Raw genomic sequence first — 20,727 nt, forward strand, 5'->3', positions numbered from 1 at the left:
CTTTAGGCCTACCTCCAGCCATGCGTGCAGACGGCCTTCCACAAACAAGGCGAGGGAGAGATCATTCGCGGTTGGGTCTTCTCGCATAGCCGTTGGTTGAGCCGATCGGTCGCGATTCAAGCTGGGCGTTGGGGTGGAGGGGATCGGTTTTTCCGGTCCCCTTTCTTTTGACAAGCGGGCAGCGCTCAAAATCACATTAGCTTTGATCGATCACGCCGTTGCCGTACAGTCATCCTGTCACGACAACATCGGGAAAGCCGTCATGCCAACCGCCAGCGCGAATGCCAGACATGATCTGCCGCGCCTGGCGCGGATCGATCCTCGACAGTTTGATCTCCTTTTCACCGGTTGCAAACTCGAACGTTACGCCGCCGGCCAGCATTTGTTCGTCCAGGAAGATGCCGCCGACCGCATCTATGGTGTGATGAGCGGCACGGTGGAGATCTCGATCTATTCGCCTGGCGGCCAGAAGCTGGTGGCCAATATTGAGCTGTCGCGCAGCTTGGTCGGAGAGATCGGAGCACTTGACGGACACCCACGAACGGCCACAGCGATTTGTCTTACTGCATGCGAGCTGGTTTCGCTCAGCCGAACACAACTGTTTGATCGAATTGAGAAAAACCCCTCCCTGGCGCGCGCCATGATCGAACTTTTGTGCGCGCGGCTGCGTTGGGTCAGCGGTGAACTCGGGGATCAGGCCTTTTTCGGCATCGAAGCGAGGCTGGCAAAACGACTGGTCTTTCTGGGCAGCGTGCTGGCCGACGGCGCAGGCTGGATACCGATCTCGCAGTCTGAACTGGGTGAGTTCCTCGGCGCCACGCGCGAATCTGTCAACAAGACGCTCAACGACTGGCGCAACCGGCAGATCATCGCCATCAAGCGCGGCGGCCTGCGCATAGTCGACGCCGGCGCGCTTCGCCATATCGCCGAATCGCAGGACGACGACTGACAGCGGAGGCGCCGGGGGCGAATCAGAGTCGCGAAATCAGAAAGCGTAGTGCCGACCGGCTCGGCATGAAGAAATATCCGCCTCCCCGAGTGGTAACGAATTGAGGGATGCCTTTCAGCACCGTGACCTTTTCCCAGGATGGAATGGTGAACCTGCCGGCACTGTCGCGCGAACCAATCGTCGGGTCTTTTTCGGCAACAAGCCCCTGGAATGAAGTCGACGACACCCAGGTTTGCTGGATGAATTCGTACTGCCGCTCGATATCGGCGTTGAGGCACATGAAGAGCAGCCCCTTTTCGACCTTGCCCTTCTTGTCCTGTTTCTCGTAGCTGCGGCCCACCCGGATGATCCGGTGGCGCTTGCCGATCCTGATCTGCGTTTCACGGTCCTCCCCCAGCGAATCGCGAGGATTCGACCGCCGAACATGGGCGCCCAGCGGGCAACGGTGTCCTTGGGGATCTTCGATGCCGAAGGCAAAATCATTATCGGCACTGCGACCCGGGCGGCCGTCCGGATTGCGCACCAGCGAGGTGCCGTCGGGCCAGCGGCCAAGCATCTTGGCGGCGACCCAGCGCGGGGTAATCGCCGGGTTGTCGGTTTCGCTGGCCGCCTGAATAGCCGCTGCCTTGCAATAGTCGTTGAAGGTGTCGACGTGCTGCTCGAACTGGCGCATGACGAGGAAGGTGCCGTTGCGGCCGAAGTCGCGCGGTGGCGGCGGCAGGCCGGGTATCTGCCGGTTGCGGCGCACCGCCGACAGGATGCCCGTCCGGTCGAGCGACGCCTCGACGGAGGGCGACGCCGGATAGAAACCGTGCTCGTCGCGATAGCCGAACAAGAACTCACCGGGCGCGACAAGATGCATGGGTGCGGCACCGATGTTGGCGCGGGCGGTTCCCCTGACGATCGGTTGCGAGACACCGTCGACGAAACCAAAATGCTCGACCGCGCGTTTGCCGTCGCGCTTTACCGCCAGCGCCAGGTCCGAAACGAGGTTCATGCCTGCGGCCGTCATCTTTCTCTTTGCGGTACCGATCTCCGTCTTCAGCTTCTCCGAACTTTCGGCATAGCAAACCACCACCACGTCAACGGGCTTTTGCGGCGAACCCCACTGCCACTTGTCCGGCACGCTTTCGCCGACATCGTCCAGAATGCGGCTGCGCTCGGGATTGCCCATGCCGTGGCGAAAGGCGACGGGGAATGTGTCCAGCGGCTTGTCGTCGACGCCGCCATCCAGTCCGAGACGGCGAAGACCATCGGGACCGAACGCAACCGTCATCGCCCGCGCCGACGGCACGCCGTCGCCGAAGCTGGTCTGCTCGACGATGAACTCCAGCCAGGCCTTGCGCCTGGCCCTGGAAAGGTTCTCGGGCACGGCGATCGCCAGCATATGGGCATGCCCCAGCGATCCGAACGGGCCGAAGAACAGGGACTGTATCTCGCCGGTTTCTAATTGTTCGAGAGGCAACGGGGTGGACGCAGCGGGGCTGCCGGCCTCTGCCTTCCTTGTTTGCGGGCGCGGCAGGGATCCGAACAGGCTCAACCAGTCACGGGCTTCACTGCTCGTTGCAGAGGCGATGCCAAGCCTGATTCTGGAATTGGCGCGGATGCGCGTCGTGTTGAGACCAGGGTAAGCCGAATACCAGAACAAGGTCGGCACCTGCTGCCGCCGCGCCCAGCGCTTGAAACGGTCGCCGTCGCGCGCGCCATCGAGGAAGAGCCAGCGCGTGCGCGGATAACCTTCGGTGTTGCTCCATACGCCGGTCAGGCCGGCAGCGGCCTTGGCGATGAAATCCTCGAGATAGCTCTCCCAGCTACCACCATAGTTGGAGAGGAACATCAGCCTGTTGGTGCCGGGCAACAGCACCCAGCGGGCGAAGTGGATGGTGTTGATGGTGGCAAGGAACCCTGGCTTGAAGACCTTCTGTGCCGAGATCGAGATCAGGTAGAACGACAGCCTGAGCGCCAGCCTGCGCAACGTTCCAACCTTCATTGTCGAGATCGCCGTCAGATGGTTCTGGGCTTGTCCAGGCTGGTCCTCGTGGGCCAGAATCTTGTCGAGGGCGCCGAGGTCGACCGGCGTGCTGTGCGGGCGATCAATGTCTTCGAGGCGCCGCAAGGCGAGAAAGCACAGGCCGAGGATCAGGGCTGCCAGCGCCAGAATTCCAAGCACAGTCAGCAAAAGCGCCGTGCCGGCTATGACAACGCTGCCGAAAGTGACACCTGGCGGATCGCCGAACACCAGCACGTAGGTCATCCGCCAACAGGCAAGCACCACTGCGGCAACAGTGGCCAGCACGGCCGGCGCCAGCAGCGTGGTCGTTATGGCTTGCCACCATTTTCCGGGCGGCCGTTCGAGCAGGCTTTCGGCAGGCTCGAATGCCCAGTCGAATTTTCCCAGGGATCGGACATGCCGGCGGGCTTCGTCAAGCATGGCGGCCGCCCCGCCATGGGCGGCGCCCGGCTGCTCGACCACGGGCCGAACGGCATCAGCAAGTTCGGCTTCGGCCAGGATGCGCTGCACCGAATGGCCCGGCGTGCCGGAAAAGACCAATCCGGCGTTGCTGCCGAAGGACGGGGATATCTCGACATTGTGCTTGCGCAGGAAATTGTCCAGCGTGTCTTCGTCACGAAGATCACACACGTCCTTGAAGATCGGCCGCAGCCTATGACCGATGGCATGGGTAATGGCGTTGATGACGTCGTCGGTGCTGCCGTCGCCAGATGTCTCCAGAACAAGCGCTCCTTCCCCATCAGCCGAGGCATTGCCCGCCTCGCCAGTTGGGACGACAGCCAAGCTGGCGAAATGGATGGTGCCGGCGGTATTGAGCGCGGCACGGATCTCGTCGCTGGCAGGATTGCCAAATCCGGCGACCTGGCCGCGGATGGCGTCCAGTGACGCCGACCGGGTAATCGGGCATATCACCGTGACCATAGAGTGGGTGACCGTGCGGCAAAGAGCGGGCCGCTCGAAATCGACCTTAAGGCCGTCCGGATACGCGCCGACATGCGTCATCCTGCCGGCTTTGCCGCGCACACGTCGGACATTGTCCTTCTGAAACAGGGCGCGAAGACTCTCGCCAATCTGGATCCTGGCGATTTCGGCGCCAATGCATTGATGAATGCCGTAGCCGAAGACTAGGTAATCGCGATGCGGGCGCGACGTGTCGAAGTGGTTGGGCCTCTGCACCGCCTCAGGATCGAACATCGCCGACAGCGTTGCCGGCATGACCACCGTCCCGGCCTTCACCAGACGCTCGCGGCGCGTGCCCCTGGCGATGGTTGCGTCGCGCACGGTGTAGCGCCAGGGGCCAATCCAGATTGGCTTGAAGCGCATGACTTCCAGAATGGCCTTGTCCAGTCCGCCGGTGTCGTTGCTGGCCAAGGCTGCATCGATAGCCTGCCGCGCATCACTGCGGGACAGGATCACGTCGAGGCAGTTGCTGCCAGCGAGCACATTGGTTGGAACAAAGCCGGCGATCATGCCGAGCATGATCGAATGAATGTCGGTCAGCGACAGGCGATCCTGATCCAGCAGGCGGACCAGCCTTGCCAGCGGCTGCTCATCCTTGGCCCCCTTCTCCCGGATCGCGTCGATGGAGCGGTCGATGATCTTGATCAGCCGGTCGCCGGCCACCACCGCAAGCTGGCGCGTGACCGGGCTCGCCGTTGGATCCGAAAAGAACAGCGCGCTCAACGCCATGGCCCAATCGGCAAACTCGGATTCATCATCGATCTCGAGGCCGAAATAATCGCGGCAGATGCGCACCGGAACGATCTTCATAAGATCCGCGATCGCGTCGAAGCCGGGGCTGGCGCGTGTCATGATGTCTTGTGAATGCTGCGCGGCGATCGGCCTGACCAAGGCCTCGATTTCTGCCGGGGGGAAAGCGCTCAGCACCGACGATTTCATGCGCCGGTAGTCGGCGCCGTCCTGCATGCCGAGAATGAAGTTCGATCCGCGCGCCAGTTCGGTCATCTCCGGCCCGTATGGCGTCTCGAATTCATCCCCGCGCTCCAATATGTCGCGAACGTCGGCGTTCCTGGTCACGAGCAGGAAATTGCCTATGGCGAGATTGGGCCAGAACCGGCGCAGCAGCGCCAGCGCCCAGCGCGGATCATTGAAGAGAAAGCCAGCTATGCGCGACGCGACGCCCTTGGAGCGGAGGCGTCCCAGGTCAAATGGCGGCATTTCAGACAGCGGACGCTGGCTTTTCTGTCCTGCCCGGATGGCATCGAAATACTTTATCCTGATCATGCGCGGTCTGGCCCCCCGGCTGTCCACGTCATTGCGATGCCGGCTACCCAAAGGCCTAGGTTTGCAGCCGTCTCGCGTATGTGAATGTTTTCACAGTTGTCGGTGTTCCGCCACCTCGATTACGCACCGCTCGCTGCATGTCATTTGGCCAGTTCAAAATTGGCGATGAGAAATTCGTTTGCCGCCTTGTCGGCAAACGGTATCCAGCGCACCCTTTGCTCCGAAAAATCCGGATGTCTGGTCATGAGTATAGCCAGTTCCCGCGTGGCCTCCTGCATGCGCCCGCTTCTCGTCAAGGCGCCGATCTTCAGGAACCGGGAATAAAAATAGCCGGGCGACAGATCGAGCGATCGGTCCGCAGTGGAGATCGCGGATGGCCAATCCTCGACGAAGCTGTAAGCGGCGGCCAATTCCCCCAGGTTATGGAACCGATAGAGGTCGAAGGGGCTCAGTCGCTCCGTATCGACAAAGAACGGTATCGCACCAGCGGCATCGCCGAGCAGCAGGCGCGCACTGCCCATCGCCGAGCGCGCAAAGGCGAAGCTTGGATTGATATGAAGCGCTTCATCGAGATGATCGACCGCCGATCCGGGCCGTCCCCTCATGATGTCGATAACGCCGAGATGAGCGTGCGGGCGGGCATCCAGGCTGTCCATCAGCAAGGCCTTGCGCGCATACTGCTGGACCTTGTCCAGATCGTCGCTGTCGCCGAACCGCAGCCAGGCCCGCCAGAAATACCACCATGCCAGTTCGTTCAGCACCGCGCTCGAGTTCGGATCGTCCCGGTAGGCCTTTTCGAAGAACTCCAGTGCGATTTCTGTGTCGCCGCGAGTGCGCCGGTTCATATGCCAGCGTCCGCGCCGCACCAATTGCCATGTTTCCAGACTTTCCCACGGCACTTGGAAGGTCCGCGCCTGTTCGGCCCGGTCGACCTCCTTATCGAGGATCGAAACGATCTCGGCGCCGATCTGGTCGCGCAGACTGAAGATGTCGACCAGGGCCCGGTCGAAGCGCTGCGACCACACCAATCGCCCATTTGAGACGTCGGCAAGCGAGGTGCTCAGACGGATCTGCCCGCCATTGTGCGTCAGCGTGCCGCTGACGATGTAGCGCGCACCAAGAGCGTTGCCTATTACCCGCGTTCCCAAAGTGTCATCGCGAAACTGGAAACTGGAGCTCTTGGCGATCACCGAGAGCCACCTGCTGTTGGAAAGGCCGTAGATGATGTCTTCGGCTATGCCGTCGGCAATGTAACCGACGTCGCGCTCGCCTCCATGGCCCTGGAACGGCAGCACGGCGATCGCGGGCGGACCTTTGGACGACAGCTTCTGGTGACCATTGACGGGAAGCGTGGCCGAGACCAACGACGCCGGTGATGCCCCGCTGCCAATGCGCCCGGCGATCAGAACGCGCACCGGCAGGGCGATGTTCTTCAGCATGAATTCGCCAAGATCGGTGAACTCGGCCGCCGTCTTGTCCTTCACATGGTGCCAGGTCGTTTCCGAGACGGCGAGACCATCGTGCGGCGCGAACTCCTGGATCCTGGCGGCGATGTTGACGTCGTCCCCATAGAGCCGGCCGTCCCGGACGATGACGTCACCGGTGTTGATGCCGGCGCGAAAGGGCATGCGCATGGCTTCGTCGACCGATGAGTTGAGCGCGACAATGCGGCCCTGAAAATCGAACGCCGCGCGCAGCGCCTCGATCGGATTGCCGAATTCGGCCATGATGCTGTCGCCGGCATCGCCGAAGGTGCGGCCGCCAAAGGTACTGCAACTGTCGGCGATGATGTCGCGCCGCTCCTCGAACGCAGCGACGGCCGATTCATCGTCAAGACCCATCAGCCGCGAGAATCCCACGGCATCGATAGACATGATTGTCGCTAGCTGACGGGTGTAGTTCCGTTCAGCCATGTTCGAGCCCCAGTCCCTTTTGCCCCAGCACAGGCGACCACCCGCTCCTGAACCTTCGCCGCGTTGCTGGAAGAGTCTTCCTGGCAGATGCGCCGCGCCGATCTCGCCCTGTCATGTCGTGAACTCTAACAGTGCCTCGGCAAAAGCTCTACCACGATCGACTAACAGATCGCAGACCACCCGCATCGTTGCATGCCTAACCGCCGGTTTGGATCACGCACCAGGCGTCGTGCCGGGAAGCCACGTTGGCACTGCTGACTGACGTTGAAACGGAAAATACGCGCGCCCTATCTGCTGCGTGCGCGCGCTGGCCACGTCATAGGGTACGGGTTCCGGCATCGACGTGACCAACTTATGCGGCGGAGGGCCCGCGACGCTTCTCGGTCCGCGCGACTGCTGCCAGACCCGCGGCCCCGTCGGTTATCTGGGTGATTTTCTGAATGATGCCAAGGTCACAAGAATAATAGATGGTCTGTCGGTGACGCCTGGTGGAGACCAGTTTGTATTTGCGCAGCTTACTCAGATGTTGAGATAGAGCGCTCTTGCTAAGTCCGACTCGCACAGCCAGTTCACCAACCGAGACTTCACCTTCTGTCAAATGGCTCAGAATCAGAAGTCTTCTCTCATTGCCTAGAAGCGACAGAAATGCAGCCACTGGCTGCGCATGGCTAATGAACCTCCCCGGATTCAGGGAGTTCGCCTGTAGAACATTGGCACGATGCATTCGCCTGATGGAAAATTCTTCGCGATTGTGCTGCATTCGACTTGGCCCGTTCGACTTGGCCTGTTGTCCGGCCAAGCGCCAACGCTGGTCCCAGAGCGCGTCGCTTGAACCGGTTGGAACGCGACGCGCCTTACCAAATTGGAATTGGATCGCATCAGTCAGGCGCGAAGCGGATATTACAGGGGCTTCAGCAACATCCGAGCCTAGTCGCCGGATTCAAAACTAGTTGCCGGAGCCGCCCCCGGAGTCGCCACCTCTGCCACCGTTATCACCGCTCTTGCCACCGTTATCACCGCTCTTGCCACCGTTATCACCGCTCTTGCCGCCGTCGTCGCCGCTCTTGCCGCCGTTATCGCCGGTCTTGCCGCCATCGTCGCCGGTCTTGCCGCCATTGTCGCCGCCCTTGCCACCGGGATCGCCGCCACCGCTCGGATCATCTCCACCGCCAGGACCGTTGTTGTCGCCGGAACGTGCAAGCGTGGTCGCAATGAGCGAGGTGGTGATAGGTGGGCATTGCTCGATTTGGTCCGAGGAAAGGATACTCCTGCGATTTATCGCGATACAACACCGCGCATAGTTGGCATCGGTAAGTGGTTGACACTGAGCTGCCGTCAACCGCGGCCTAATACTCTCCTCTGCTTGAGTACAACTCACCCAATTTGCAGTTATAAGCGCAGATGAAATGAGTAAAGCTGAGCGGTACCTGCCCTTCCAAGCCATATATCGCAGCATTTCTTCCTCCAACGGAAACGCACCCGGCCCCAAACCAAAGCGCTATCAACCAATTTCCACAGTTTGGTAACATATTGTTATGTATATTGGCGGAAAATACCTTTTTAAGGATTGATTTACCAATTTCTGCGAGGCTTGTTGGCGACTTGACAACGAAAGGAGATGGTAGGTGATGCGTTTCGCTACGCTTGTTGCCGTAGCTGTGGCGGTAACTGGTTGCAGTGAAACCATGCAGACAACCAAAACCAGCCCTGCGATGGTCACAAAGGGGTATGCATTCCCACCGCCGGCCGCCCGGGTCTTCTGTTCGAGCCACCCAAGCCTCTGCAGCACCAACGGGCAGGTCAAGCTGGTGACGCTGACACCAGCACGCAAGGCCGAACTCGACGCCGTGAACACGTCCGTCAATCGCCGGATCGAGGAGCGTAGCGACCTCGTCACGACAGGCAGTGCCGATGATTGGCGTCTACCGACCAAACAGGGTGATTGCGAGGACATTGCGATCCTGAAAAAGAGCGAGCTCTTGAAGCGCGGGTGGCCTGCTTCCGCCCTGCTTCTGACGGTCGCTTCACTCGGCGGCGAGGGTCACACGGTGCTTACGGTGCGAACCGACAAGGGAGACTTGATCCTGGACAACCGTGGCAGTGTCATCAGGGATTGGTCACGCACTTCATATCGCTACTTTGCCCGACAGTCGCAATCCGCCAACGGGAAGTGGGTGCGGATCAGTTCTTGAGCTTCGGTACAACTTCGGCCCAACCGATGCATATCGACCAATGCGCGGCGGATAACGACGCGCACAAGATGACTTGAGGCCTATCGACGGGATCCATTGCCGTGCGACGCGCTTCAGAGCCCGGATCGGTCTATATGCCCGACCCTCTATACCGGGCGGCTTCCCTCCAGAATGCGAGCGCCATTCCTGGAGAACGTCCTTTCACTTCAAAATCTCGCCCCCGATAGGCTCCTGCCGCAATCCATACTGTCTTTGAACGCTGATAGATCGTGATGCCCCGTGCGCGCGCCCGGGCGCACAGGTCCGCGTCATTCTGAGACATTTTTCCAGCCCCGTTGCTCAACCCTCCAAAAACGATTGTAATGAGGAAGTTCTTCCCACAAAAAAGTCCGCAGCCGGCGCATGGCCTTCGTGGAGTTCGTCAGACCTTGTGCACCGGGCTGCTTCCATCACACGCCAGCGGACACCCCCACATCGCGTGCGGCATGACTTTTGGCAGGTCTCAGGCAAGATTCTCCTTTTGGATTATCTGACGCGGCACGTCTGCCCTTTCGGATGAATGCATTTCTTTTCTATATATTTGATAGAATTAAGTCCGCTATCAACGGAGGCAGAAATGACCAAACCTCATTTCAGGAAACTGCTCGGCGCACTGGTCGCCACATCTGTTCTATCAGGCACGCTCGGTTTCGCGTTTGCCGATACCACCATCCTCAACGTGTCCTACGATCCGACACGCGAGCTCTACAAAGCCTATGACGAAGCTTTCGTCGCTCATTGGAAGGCCGAGACCGGCGAGACGGTCACCGTCCAGCAGTCGCATGGCGGATCGGGCGCCCAGGCCCGCGCCGTGATCGATGGCCTCGATGCCGATGTGGTGACGCTGGCACTCGAAGGCGACATCAATGCCATCGTCTCGAAGTCGAACAAGATCAATCCCGACTGGCGCAAGAAATTCGAAAACAATTCAGCGCCCTACACATCGACCATCATCTTCCTCGTGCGCAAGGGCAATCCCAAGGGCATCCACGACTGGAGCGACCTCGTCAAGGACGGCATCCAGGTGATCACGCCCAATCCCAAGACCTCCGGCGGTGCACGCTGGAACTACCTTGCAGCCTGGGCCTACGCCAACGCCCATGACGGCGGCGACGAGGCCAAGAACAAGGAATTCGTCGGCAAGCTCTACGCCAATGCCCCGGTGCTCGACACCGGCGCGCGTGGCTCGACGGTGACCTTCGCGCAAAAGGGCATCGGCGATGTGCTGATCGGCTGGGAAAACGATGCCTATCTGGCGCTCGACGAATTCGGCGCCGATAATTTCGAAATCGTCTACCCGCCGACATCGATCCTGGCCGAGCCGCCGGTGGCGATTGTCGATGCCAATGTCGACGCCAAGGGCACGCGCAAGGTCGCCGAAGCCTATCTGGGCTGGCTCTATTCCAAGGAAGCGCAGACGATCATCGCCAAGAACCACTATCGTCCGGCCAAGCCTGAACTGGTGGCGCCGGCAGATCTGTCCAAGACACCTGATATCAAGCTGATCTCCATCGACGATCCGCTTTTCGGCGGCTGGAAGAAGGCACAGCCTTATCATTTCGGCGATGGTGGAATATTCGACCAGATCTACAAGCCTCAATAGGGGAACAGGAGAAGCTTCCCGATGGCTTCTCCATCCCCGATGCCCTTGCGGTCGGTTTTATCAACATAATGGTGACCCGATTGTAACGTGGGATTGGCCCCGGACCGAGAACGAGGGAGTGCCAGCGTCTGCACACCTCCAAACTTCTCGGTCTCGCGGGAGAAACCGTATGGCTGGAGAACAGCAACCGGACGACAAGCTTAGTCGCCTTCTTGCCTCAGGCTGGTCCATCATGGGCTATTCGACGACAATGATGGCCGCTGGGACAATGACCCATTCAGTCTTGCTGCAGAAAGAACACGTACTGATCTCGGCAACTATCGTGGCTGAAGGCGATCACGAGATTGGGCGTGCTTTCACGATGCTGGCCCCGGCTCCAGATACGAAGAAGCGTCGAACTTGAGGCCGACGCAATGATAAGGCTCAATTCAGGCGGCGCGTGTAGTGGGCTTTAGCCGCTCAGGCCTTTCCGAAACGCGTTTCTTGCAGTTCGCAAGCGCAAACGTGCGATTCTGGATCGCAATCGACGACGCTGGGAAAAGCGTCCAGCGCCGCGGGCGGAATGCGACCCGGCTTTTCTGCGCCGCCGGGTGATCGACAGGCAGTTCGATTTCGACGCGCTGGCGCTCACCACCGATCTCGAGTTCGACCCGGCGCGTGCCGGCGACGCGGCGGCTGGCGGTCACCGTGCCGGCGATGCAGCCGCTGCAGCCGTCCGGCAGTTCGACATCGTGCGGGCGGAAGTAGAGCGTCGCATCGCCCGAGGGTTCGTGGGGCGCGGCAAGCCCGATCGGACGGTCGGCGAGCCAGATCTCACCATTCTCGACCTTGACGGGAAGCGAGCTCGATTCACCGATGAAGCCGTAGACGAAGGGCGAGTTCGGCGTGTCGTAGATATCGTCGGCAGTGCCAACCTGCTCGATGCGGCCCTGGCTCATCACCACGACGCGGTCGGCAAGCTCCAGCGCCTCTTCCTGGTCGTGGGTGACGAAGACGGTGGTGTGGCCGGTGGTGTCATGGATTTCGCGCAGCCAGCGGCGCAGTTCCCGGCGCACCTGCGCGTCAAGCGCGCCGAACGGCTCGTCGAGCAGCAGCACCTTGGGTTCGATGGCCATGGCGCGCGCCAGCGCCACGCGCTGCCGCTGGCCGCCGGAAAGCTGCGCCGGATAGCGCTTCTCCAGCCCTGAAAGCTGGACAAGGTCGAGAAGCTCGGAGGCGCGGCGGCGGATCTCCTGCGCCGGCGGGCGTGACGGCCCGTGCCTAACCTTCAGGCCGAAGCCGATATTGTCGGCCACCGTCATGTGCCGGAACAGCGCATAGTGCTGGAAGACAAAGCCGACATTGCGATCCTGGATCGACTTGTGCGAGGCGTCCTCGTCGCCGAAAAAGATGTTTCCCCGCGTCGGCCGCTCCAGTCCGGCGATCAACCTGAGCAGCGTCGTCTTGCCGGAGCCGGACGGCCCCAGCAACGCGATCAGCTCGCCCGACTTGATGTCGAGCGACACGTCGTGGAGGGCCGGAAACCGGTCAAACTCCTTGCGCACGTTGGCAACGCGAACTTCCATCGACAGAACCTTTTCATTCGATGCATGTCGTTGTCCCAAAACCGCTAGGCATTTTTGGGCGACATACACTTCTTGTTTCATGCATGTCGTTGTCCCAAAACCGGGTCCCACTTTTGGGCGACATGCATTAATGCCCGCGCGATGCGGCGATCTCGGCGCCGTAGCGCATCTCGAGAAGTGTTTTCAAGACCAGCGTGACGAGCGCCAGGCCGGCAAGCAATGAGGCGACGGCGAAGGCGCCGACGGCGTTGTACTCGTTGTAGAGGATCTCGACATGCAGCGGCATGGTGTTGGTCAGGCCGCGTATGTGGCCCGACACCACCGAGACCGCGCCGAACTCGCCCATGGCGCGCGCATTGCACAGCAGCACGCCGTAGAGCAGCCCCCATTTGACGTTGGGCAAGGTCACGAACCAGAAGGTCTGCCAGCCATTGGCGCCAAGCGAGAGTGCTGCCTCCTCGTCGCCATTGCCCTGTTCCTGCATCAGCGGGATCAACTCGCGGGCGACGAAGGGGAAGGTGACGAAGACGGTGGCCAGGACGATGCCCGGCACGGCAAACAGGATGACGATGCCATGCGCTTTCAGCCAGCCGCCGAGCAGCCCCTGGGCGCCGAACAAAAGCACATAGACCAGGCCCGATATGACCGGCGAGACCGAGAAAGGCAGGTCGATCAGCGTGGTCAGGAAGGCCTTGCCCTTGAACTCGAACTTGGCGATCGCCCAGGCGGCGGAGATGCCGAAGACAATGTTGAGCGGCACCGAGATCGCCGCCACCAGCAGCGTCAGCCGGATTGCCGAGCGCGTGTCGGCGTCACTGAGCGATTGCGTATAGGCACCAACGCCTTTTGCCAGCGCTTCGTGGAAGACGATGATCAGCGGCAAGAGCAGGAAGACGCCGAGGAAAGCGAAGACGATGGCCATCAGGACGGCTTGCGCCGGCCGGCTCTCGGTCACCGCCGCCGAGCGGCTCTCGTGATGCGGTGCGTAGGATTTGATCTCGGGATCAGCCATAGCGCTTGCGGCTCCATGACTGTGCGAGATTGACGATCAAAAGCATCAGGAACGACAAAAACAGCATGATCGCCGCGATCGCGGTCGCTGCCGGATAATTGTACTCCTCCAGCCGGATGACGATCAGAAGCGGCGCGATCTCGGATTTGTAGGGCAAATTGCCGGCGATGAAGATGACCGAGCCGTATTCGCCGACGCCGCGCGCGAAGGCCAGCGAAAAGCCGGTAGTGATGGCCGGCGCCAGGCCCGGAAACAGGATGCGGGTGATGATCTGGAAGCGGCTGGCGCCAAGCGTGGCGGCGGCTTCCTCCACCTCCTTGTCGATCTCCTCCATGATCGGCTGCACGGTGCGCACGACAAAGGGCAGGCCGATGAAGATCAGCGCGATGACGATGCCGAGCGGCGTATAGGCGACCTTGATGCCAAGCGGCATCAGCAATTTGCCGATCCAGCCGTTCGGCGCATAGAGCGTGGTCAGCGCAATGCCGGCCACCGCCGTCGGCAGCGCGAAGGGCAGGTCGACCATGGCATCGACGATGCGGCGGCCGGGAAAGCGGTAGCGCACCAGCACCCAGGCGACGAGCGTGCCGAAGACGACGTTGACGCCAGCCGCGATGAAGGCGGTGCCGAAGCTGATTTCAAGCGCGTTGATGGTGCGACGGTCGGTTGCGATCGCCCAGAACTCGGGCCAGCCCAAGGCGGCCGAGCGCCAGATCAGCCCCGACAGCGGGATGAGGATGATGAGGGTGAGGTAGGCAAGCGAGAAGCCGAGCGTCAATCCGAAACCCGGAATGACACTCGGCTGTCTGAACCGCCACCCAGCCTGCGCGGGTGCTGTGGTCGCGAATGTTGCGGTCATGGAGTTCAGGGGAGTCCCTCCCACTCAACCAAGCTTGCCTCCGCTATGGCGCGAAGAGGTCTGAGTGCGCAAGTTGGTTGAACGATCCCTCCCACTACGTCTATTCGCTCAGTGGAATTTCATCCTTCGTCGCCACTCGGGAATTCTGCGGTCGTGCAGCTACCACTTAGAGGGCGGACTTTGGATCAGGTCGGGTAAGCACCCTCCCCGAAATGATGAGGTCGCCTCATTTTTCAATCGGCTCATACTCCGCCGCTGGAACAAGTGCCTGCATATGCAGGTGCGATGTCTCAAGAAACGTCCTGCCGTGGACCTCACCATGCTCGATATGCAGCGCTCCGCTGTCGAATGTCAGCATGAAAGCCAACAGGCAGATGCAGCCGAAAGTAGAGCCATCCCCAACAGAATAGGTGTGATGAGTCTCAATAGCATCTCGTGCAATACCCTTGGGGGAGTTCTGCGTGGGGCCAAACCGGCGTAACAATAAGATGCTGGCCGGATATCGATCGGGGAGTAGAAGATATGGAGACCATTTCAAGAGAGCTGATGAAACTGGCCGAACACATCCGTCCTGCGCGCGAAGCGTTCGCAGAAGCGGATAAAAGGAGGATCGAAGCCGCTTTGGAGGCGGGGCGGCTTCTCTGCCAGGCCAAGAATGACTGCCCAAACCAGCAATGGCAGGCTTTCCTGACATTGGCTGATATCTATGAGCGACAGGCCCAAGAATTGATGCACCTGGCCCGCGCGGGATTGACGGCACACGTCGTTTCGCAAATCGGTGGCATCGATGCGGCACTGGCCTATCTGGTGAAGGCAAGATTGCCCGAGCCAGGCGAATGCCTGACTGTGGGACGGATAGGCTGGCCTGAAAAGAACACGCCCTTTGCCATCATCAAGCCCAACGCCGCCTATCCTGGTTACTACGACGTGGCGATTGCCGACATGTGGGCCAATCCCGCAACAGTTTTCTGTTCCACGAAGCCGCTAAAGGGGGGAAGTGTACGGCTTGCCGACGGGTCGTTCTTCGACAACCTCTGGCGTATCGTCGACAGGGAATTGGACGTACCGCATTCGCAGCGCGAATTCCAAATGATGCCTGCGGATCTGTTCTCCCAGGATGGAGCTTTCCTCTTCGCAAAACCAGCCACCGCTGCAGGTCGTGGTCCGAAGACAAACCGGGCGCCCAATTACGCGCTTTGATTTCGATGCCTGAGCCGCGCCTGACGGCAGGTCTCCATTGCGGCCACCGGAAATGAGGGTAGCTACAGCCAGAGCGGAGAGAGCGATGGAAAGTCACCGTGCTGGGGTCGGCGCGCTGTGCTTGGCCCTAATGATGATGTCGGAACACTCCATTGCGCAGTCCCAGTTGAGTCAAACAGAAGTCTATCAAGCCCAGGCAAGGCTATTCGAGAGTAATTTCCTGACACGCATTCCGGATGGCAGGATTGGTCAGCGGACATTGGACGCTTTAAGAGCCTGGCAACGACAAACGAAGCGGCCGCAGACCGGAGAATTGACGAAGAAGGAGTTCGATCAGTTGATGCGGTTTGATCCTGGCAAACACGCTTGGGAAGCGATCTCCGGATCAATAGACGGGACCTGGATCGCGGTTTGGGGACATAGTTCTGGGGTAGACGCAGCAAAAAAGGCTTTGGCTGGATGCCAGAAGAAGTCGTCTCGGCCCGACGATTGTTCGTACGTGTCCAATTCCGTCGATCGGAGCGGCCCAGGGTGGTCAGCTGCCGTCTTTTGCGAGCAGCGAGGTCTGTTTCGAAGGAAAGGTCAGATGTTCCTGCACAATGGCTTGAGCCGGAAAGCAGCCATAGACCAAGCGTTCGCCGCCGCATCAACCGCGAAGTTCCGCTCGTCTCAATGCACGCTCGTAAAGGCACTGGACGGAAACGGACGGCAGTGAATCCGTTCCAATAGCGTTTGCCAACGGGCGCCGAAGGCAACCGATCCTTCGCCGTCGTTTTGGCGAGGAGGTATCGCTCAGGTCTAATCCCGTGGGGAGGCTATCAACATTTAGAGTAGTCAAATGGCGCCGGCTGAGGTGTTCAGAACGCGGCGGGTCTCGGAAGAGGTAATGCCATCTCCGATTTCGCGCTCCAATTTCTTGATCGCCGCTGGCTTAATCGAACAAAATCATCATCAGAGTGGCGAGATCATGCGCATTGCGGTTGTTGGCTCAGGTTACGTCGGTCTCGTGTCTGGGGCATGCTTGGCTGACTTTGGTCACAAAGTCGTCTGCATCGACAAGACAGAGGCAAAAATCGTCGATCTTCAAGCTGGGAGAATGCCGATTTATGAGCCAGGTCTCGAAGACCTTGTCTGCAAGAATTCTGCGACGGGGCAGCTCGCCTTTAGCACCGAGCTTGGGCCAGCAGTCGCAGACGCGGATGTGGTGTTCATTGCTGTCGGGACGCCTTCGAGGCGAGGCGACGGTCATGCAGACCTTTCTTATATTTACGAGGCGGCGCGGGAAATCGCGGCTGCGGTTCGCGGTTTCACGGTGGTCTCTGTCAAATCCACGGTGCCAGTGGGGACCGGAGATGAAGTCGAACGGATTATTCGCAGCTGCAACCCGGCGGCAGATGTAGCAGTTGTGTCGAACCCGGAATTCCTTCGCGAAGGGGCAGCCATCGACGACTTCAAACGTCCCGACAGGATCGTTATCGGTCTACCGTCGGACGAACGCAGCCGCGAAGTGATGGCGGAAGTCTACCGGCCACTCTATCTCAACCAAGCGCCGATCATGTTTACCGGACGTCGCACGTCAGAACTGATAAAGTACGCGGCCAATGCCTTCCTGGCGCTCAAGATTACATTCATCAACGAGATTGCGGATCTTTGCGAGAACGTAGGTGCGAACGTGCAGGAGGTGGCGCGAGGCATCGGGCTCGACAACCGCATTGGTTCGAAATTCCTGCATGCAGGCCCCGGGTATGGGGGATCCTGTTTTCCGAAGGATACGCTGGCTCTCGTCAAGACGGCGCAAGATAGCGGCGCGCCGCTGCGGCTGGTCGAAACGACGGTCGCCGTGAACGACCAGCGAAAACGCACCATGGCCCGCAGGATCGTGCTCGCCTGCGGCGGCAATGTGCGAGCAAAAACGATAGCCGTACTGGGTCTCACATTCAAACCCAACACGGATGATGTCCGTGACGCGCCTTCCCTCTCGATCATCCAGGCTTTGATCGATTTTGGGGCGTCTGTTCGAGTGTATGACCCTGAGGGCATGGAACAGGCCAAGCTCATGCTTGGCGCCAGCGTCGACTATGCGAGAGGCGTATACGAATGCGCCAAGGGCGCCGATGCCTTGGTGATTGTCACCGAGTGGAACCAGTTTCGCGCTCTCGATTTTGAACGGCTGTCGCGCTGCATGTCGAAGCAGGTAGTAGTCGACCTTCGTAACATCTACAGGCGCGAAGAGGTCTGCAAGCATGGTTTTGAGTATGTGAATGTCGGCGAGGGCGTGGCAGCGGAGAGATCTGTTTTTGCCGCGGCCGCCGAATGAGGTATTTCATCACCGGAACCGCCGGATTTATCGGATTTCATCTGGCGCGCCGCCTACTGGATGAGGGTCACTCCGTGACCGGCTTCGACGGCATGACGCCGTACTACGATGTTGCCTTGAAGCAATCCCGAAATGCCTTGCTTCAGCGATACGACACCTTTCGCTTCCACATCGGACAGTTGGAAAACATGGACGCGCTCCGGCGGGCGGCAGAATCGGCCATGCCCGATGTGATTGTCCATCTGGCCGCGCAGGCCGGTGTGCGGTACTCGATCGACAATCCGCGAAGCTACACCGACAGCAACCTGGTCGGTTCTTTCAACGTCCTTGAACTTGCCCGTGACCTGAAGCCCAGACATCTGCTGCTTGCTTCCACCAGTTCGGTCTACGGCGCGAATGAAACGATCCCGTTCGTTGAGACTGACAAGGCCGATTGGCCACTAACTTTCTACGCGGCCACCAAGAAGGCGGCGGAGGCGATGTCACACTCGTATTCGCATCTTTTCCAGATTCCGACGACATCCTTCCGGTTCTTCACCGTGTATGGCCCCTGGGGCCGACCCGACATGGCGCTCTTCAAGTTCGTCGACGCCATCCAGAACGAGCGCCCAATTGAAGTCTATGGCGAAGGCTTGATGAAACGCGATTTCACCTATGTCGATGACCTTGTTGAAGCCATCGTTCGGCTCATCGGATGTGTGCCCGTGGCCGGTCGGCCGGTGTCTGGCCCAGGTGTCCTCGATACGCTGTCACCCGTGGCGCCCTGGCGTGTGGTCAATATAGGCGTCGGCCAGCCGGTGGAGCTGTTATCTTTCATCGAGACAATCGAGAATTGCCTTGGCAAACGTGCCATCCGGAAGATTTTGCCGATGCAATCAGGCGACATGCCGGCGACTTATGCTGATCCTCGTCTCCTGGAGACCCTTACAGGCTTTCGCCCCAAGACCAGCATCCAGGACGGGGTGGCTGCCTTCGTACGCTGGTATCTGCAAGAACGACCCTCATCGCGGCCGACAATCGCCGCCTGAGCATTCTTTCGTTCAAACGCGGCCAAACAAATAGCTGAAGCGGCAGACCCCTTTCCAAGCAAGCCAACGCCCCTGACCGTGGCACAGAGCGGGCCAGCATAGCCCTCTCAGGCCGACACCAGCTTGGCGTGTATCTTGGGCCTGGCGCCGCGCCAGGATGTCACCTCAATGGTTGCTCCGTCGCCGCAAAGCACGGCAAAACCGCTGTCGGTATGCGCTTGAACCTGGCCAGTCAGCCCTATGTAGCGCCCTCGCTCCGCAAACATGCGTGCCTTGTCGACGACGATTTTGCTGCCCTCGCCTACAGTGAAGGCGCCTGGATAGGGATCGCCGACAGCGCGGACAAAGCGAAGAATGGTCTCAGCCGGCTGCGTCCAGTCTATCGATCCGTCATCCGCCGAGCGCTTGGCGCAGTAGCTGGCGAGGGAGTCGTCCTGCGCAACGCCCACGCTGTTGTCGCGGGCGATCGCTGACACAACGAGGGGTGTCATTTCCCGCAGGGCCTGCTTGTGCTTTTCGTAAAGCGAACGCGCGGTCTCGTCCTGCGCCACGGCAAAAAGCTTCTGCAGGATAACCGGGCCACTGTCGACACCTTCATCGAGCCGAAAGAATGTCGATCCAGTCTCCTTTTCGTTCGCGATGATCGTCCAAGGGATCACCGCCCTGCCCCGAAAGCGCGGCAACGGCGCCGGATGGAAGCCTACCGACCCAAGGCGGGCGACCGAACGAAATTCGGTTCGGCAGATCTGCGACCAGCCGATCACCAGCGTCAAATCGGGGCGGCCTTGTTCGAGCCAGGCGACTGTATCAGGCGCGTTGATGTTCTTGGTCAGATGGACCGAAACGCCCGCAGCGTGCGCCGGACCCGATAAATCGACAAAATCGGAATGGCGTGTGGAGGCGTCGGCCGCAAGGGTGACAAGCAGCGACGGCGTCATACCCGCTTCGACGAGGGCGTCGAAAGCAACACGGGATCCTTCCACCGCACCGACAAAGGCTATGCGCATCAAATTCGAACTCCAGCTTAAGTGCCGCAAGCGACAGCGAGACGCGGACCTTTTCTATTGTTCGGTTCAATTCTACGCCCAAGTCCACCTTTAGAGGTAATCGATCGTCTTCGATGCATCCCAAATGTGCAGTTCTTCCGAGCGGCAAAAAGCTGGATAGTTAACGGATCGGGGCTGTGGGATTGGAACGGTCGATGGATGGCGTCGGCTTGGCACTTCTGGATCGTGATGCCGTTGCGGCTGAACATCCGCTCACCGACTCGCGCCGGCCGCACGTGTTGATCGTGCTGCCTGGACTGGGCGCCGGTGGCACCGAACATGTCGTCAATGTCCTCGCCAACCAGTGGGCCGCAAGAGGCTGGCTGGTAACCCTGGTTACATTCGAGGCACCGGGGCCCCCGCCCTACTACCATTTCGATCCTGCGGTCAGGATCGTGCGATTGGGATTGCCGCAGGTGAAAAGGTCCAGAACAAGGGCAATTGTTGCAGGCGTGCGTCGGATATTTCTTCTGCGTCGAACGCTCAAGATATTGGCTCCGGATGTGACCCTGAGCTTTCTTACGCGCACCAACGTGATGTCGCTGGCGGCAAGTCGAGGGCTCGGCCTCAACGTTGTGGTTTCGGAGCGCAACAATCCTGCTCTGCAGGACGTAGGCCCGATCTGGCGGTTTCTTCGGGCCAAGCTTTATCCATTCGCCTTCGGATTGGTCACCATGACCAACGGAGCGCTGAATTACTTCAGCCCTGCCATGCGCAGGCGAAGCTGGGTTATCCCCAACCCGGTCGAT

17 protein-coding genes are annotated in these 20,727 nt (G+C 60.0%); 9 read left to right on the forward strand and 8 right to left on the reverse strand.

Features of this window, described 5'->3' with window-relative positions; translation table 11 throughout:
- Positions 1 to 262 precede the first annotated feature (262 nt).
- On the forward strand, positions 263 to 949 hold the full coding sequence (locus tag EN935_RS02695) for a Crp/Fnr family transcriptional regulator (protein WP_109661476.1): 687 nt from the start codon (positions 263 to 265) through the stop codon (positions 947 to 949).
- Positions 950 to 971: 22 nt separating this feature from the next.
- Here the strand turns inward: EN935_RS02695 and EN935_RS02700 are convergent, their stop codons facing one another.
- From EN935_RS02700 to EN935_RS02715, 4 genes are all read right to left on the reverse strand, one after another.
- Complete coding sequence (locus EN935_RS02700; protein ID WP_127264906.1) at positions 972 to 5,204, reverse strand: cytochrome P450; 4,233 nt, start codon at positions 5,202 to 5,204, stop codon at positions 972 to 974.
- A gap of 140 nt (positions 5,205 to 5,344) precedes the next feature.
- A complete protein-coding gene (locus EN935_RS02705; RefSeq protein WP_109661472.1) occupies positions 5,345 to 7,117 on the reverse strand; it encodes an adenylate/guanylate cyclase domain-containing protein in 1,773 nt (590 codons plus the stop codon).
- 352 nt (positions 7,118 to 7,469) lie between these two features.
- Entirely contained in the window at positions 7,470 to 7,841 is a 372-nt protein-coding gene (locus tag EN935_RS02710; protein WP_109661470.1) for a metalloregulator ArsR/SmtB family transcription factor, read from the reverse strand.
- Positions 7,842 to 8,063: 222 nt separating this feature from the next.
- Entirely contained in the window at positions 8,064 to 8,456 is a 393-nt protein-coding gene (locus tag EN935_RS02715) for a hypothetical protein (RefSeq protein WP_245468939.1), read from the reverse strand.
- A gap of 346 nt (positions 8,457 to 8,802) precedes the next feature.
- Here EN935_RS02715 and EN935_RS02720 point away from each other — a divergent pair, with 346 nt between their 5' ends.
- The 3 genes from EN935_RS02720 to EN935_RS02730 all read left to right on the forward strand — a co-directional run bounded on the left by EN935_RS02720 (position 8,803) and on the right by EN935_RS02730 (position 11,354).
- On the forward strand, positions 8,803 to 9,309 hold the full coding sequence (locus tag EN935_RS02720; protein ID WP_245463085.1) for a transglutaminase-like cysteine peptidase: 507 nt from the start codon (positions 8,803 to 8,805) through the stop codon (positions 9,307 to 9,309).
- Positions 9,310 to 9,925: 616 nt separating this feature from the next.
- A complete protein-coding gene (locus EN935_RS02725; RefSeq protein ID WP_127373158.1) occupies positions 9,926 to 10,951 on the forward strand; it encodes a sulfate ABC transporter substrate-binding protein in 1,026 nt (341 codons plus the stop codon).
- Positions 10,952 to 11,120: 169 nt separating this feature from the next.
- Positions 11,121 to 11,354, forward strand: coding sequence for a hypothetical protein (locus tag EN935_RS02730; protein ID WP_126068074.1), 234 nt, complete (start codon positions 11,121 to 11,123; stop codon positions 11,352 to 11,354).
- A 25-nt stretch (positions 11,355 to 11,379) separates the two neighbouring features.
- On the opposite strand, the gene EN935_RS02735 is transcribed toward EN935_RS02730, so the two are convergent.
- The 3 genes from EN935_RS02735 to cysT form a co-directional block, all read right to left on the reverse strand.
- Complete coding sequence (locus tag EN935_RS02735) at positions 11,380 to 12,516, reverse strand: sulfate/molybdate ABC transporter ATP-binding protein (protein WP_126068073.1); 1,137 nt, start codon at positions 12,514 to 12,516, stop codon at positions 11,380 to 11,382.
- A 127-nt stretch (positions 12,517 to 12,643) separates the two neighbouring features.
- The gene (gene cysW, locus EN935_RS02740) at positions 12,644 to 13,528 is read right to left on the reverse strand and encodes a sulfate ABC transporter permease subunit CysW (RefSeq protein WP_109672947.1); all 885 of its coding nucleotides are present in this window, start codon (positions 13,526 to 13,528) and stop codon (positions 12,644 to 12,646) included.
- Positions 13,521 to 14,387, reverse strand: a complete 867-nt coding sequence (gene cysT, locus EN935_RS02745) for a sulfate ABC transporter permease subunit CysT (protein WP_126068072.1) — start codon at positions 14,385 to 14,387, stop codon at positions 13,521 to 13,523. Before cysT ends, cysW begins: the two co-directional genes overlap by 8 nt.
- A 522-nt stretch (positions 14,388 to 14,909) precedes the next feature.
- On the opposite strand from cysT, the gene EN935_RS02750 reads away from it, so the two are divergent.
- From EN935_RS02750 to EN935_RS02765, 4 genes are all read left to right on the forward strand, one after another.
- On the forward strand, positions 14,910 to 15,587 hold the full coding sequence (locus EN935_RS02750; protein WP_109672220.1) for a hypothetical protein: 678 nt from the start codon (positions 14,910 to 14,912) through the stop codon (positions 15,585 to 15,587).
- A gap of 85 nt (positions 15,588 to 15,672) precedes the next feature.
- A complete protein-coding gene (locus EN935_RS02755) occupies positions 15,673 to 16,302 on the forward strand; it encodes a peptidoglycan-binding domain-containing protein (protein WP_164757657.1) in 630 nt (209 codons plus the stop codon).
- Positions 16,303 to 16,554: 252 nt separating this feature from the next.
- Positions 16,555 to 17,904, forward strand: coding sequence for a UDP-glucose/GDP-mannose dehydrogenase family protein (locus EN935_RS02760; protein WP_109672234.1), 1,350 nt, complete (start codon positions 16,555 to 16,557; stop codon positions 17,902 to 17,904).
- Positions 17,901 to 18,932, forward strand: a complete 1,032-nt coding sequence (locus EN935_RS02765; RefSeq protein ID WP_109672215.1) for an NAD-dependent epimerase/dehydratase family protein — start codon at positions 17,901 to 17,903, stop codon at positions 18,930 to 18,932. The genes EN935_RS02760 and EN935_RS02765 overlap by 4 nt, the downstream gene beginning before the upstream one ends.
- 107 nt (positions 18,933 to 19,039) lie before the next feature.
- Here the strand turns inward: EN935_RS02765 and EN935_RS02770 are convergent, their stop codons facing one another.
- A complete protein-coding gene (locus EN935_RS02770; RefSeq protein WP_127263734.1) occupies positions 19,040 to 19,939 on the reverse strand; it encodes a formyltransferase family protein in 900 nt (299 codons plus the stop codon).
- Positions 19,940 to 20,133: 194 nt separating this feature from the next.
- Between EN935_RS02770 and EN935_RS02775 the strand changes: the two genes are divergently transcribed.
- The coding region (locus EN935_RS02775; RefSeq protein WP_164771004.1) for a glycosyltransferase at positions 20,134 to 20,727 on the forward strand (594 nt) is incomplete at its 3' end.

It is taken from the genome of Mesorhizobium sp. M7D.F.Ca.US.004.03.1.1 (assembly GCF_003998635.1).
In the GTDB taxonomy this organism is placed as follows: domain Bacteria; phylum Pseudomonadota; class Alphaproteobacteria; order Rhizobiales; family Rhizobiaceae; genus Mesorhizobium; species Mesorhizobium loti.